Source organism: Mesorhizobium sp., assembly GCF_004962925.1.
Lineage (GTDB): Bacteria > Pseudomonadota > Alphaproteobacteria > Rhizobiales > Rhizobiaceae > Mesorhizobium.
This window is the reverse complement of record NZ_SUEO01000266.1, coordinates 4,117-4,967: the sequence shown is the minus strand read 5'-3', so window position 1 is coordinate 4,967 and position 851 is coordinate 4,117. Positions and strand designations below refer to the sequence as shown.

General features: G+C 60.6%; 1 protein-coding gene. It reads left to right on the top strand.

Translation table 11 applies throughout. The annotated features are described in order from the left end of the window. The first annotated feature begins 196 nt into the window (after nucleotides 1–196). A complete protein-coding gene (locus E5W87_RS31895) occupies nucleotides 197–811 on the top strand; it encodes a methyltransferase domain-containing protein (protein ID WP_292406858.1) in 615 nt (204 codons plus the stop codon). Nucleotides 812–851: the final 40 nt, after the last annotated feature.

The following is an 851-nucleotide window of genomic DNA, read 5'->3' as shown; positions in this document are numbered from 1 at the left end:
CCTCCCAGACAGCCTCATACTGGCTGCGCTCGCTCTCCAGTTCCGCCTGTCGCGACAGGATATCGTGGGCACGGGAATCGCTTGTCATGGCAATCTTTCTTCGGTGGTCTCAGCTTATTTTAGGGCGGTCGAATTTTGTCCGCTTTTGCGATATTCAAGGGAGGCGCGGCGGGCCTTTAAGGAGGTCGATGTGACAATGACGGAGAGCCTACCCGGTGCCCTGACGAGGCGAAGCAAGCAGGTTGCAAAGCGGCTGATCGGCTACGATTCCCGCAACTGGCTGCGCATCAGGCAGATCGAGGCGTTCACAGCGTTTCTTGAGGCGGACGGCCGCAAATCATCTGACGTGATCGAGGTTTCGCCCGGCTGGAACCGCTACTGGAAGACGATGTGCTCCAACTATACCTCGGTCGACTTCCCCGACTTCGACATCTGCAAGGACCGCACCGACCGGCAATATTCCGTCGTCATCGCCGACCAGGTGCTGGAACACGTGCAGCGTCCGCTTGCGGCGGCGCAGAATATCCATGCCATGACCCGGCCGGGCGGCTGGGCGATGGTAGCGACGCCGTTCCTGTTCAGGGTGCATGCCCGGCCGCACGACTACAACCGCTGGACCCCCGCCGGCCTGAAGCAGGTCATGGTCGAAGGCGGCTTCCCCGAAGCAAACATAGAAGTGTTCGGCTGGGGCAACAAAGCCTGCGCAAAAGCCCATATCGGCGGTCCAGTGCGCGCCTATGGCCTATGGCGCGACCTCAGCAATGACGAGGAATATCCGCTGATGGTGTGGGCGTTTGCGAAGAAGGCATAATCTCCCCCCTCGAGGGGGAGATGTCGCCGAAGGCGACAGA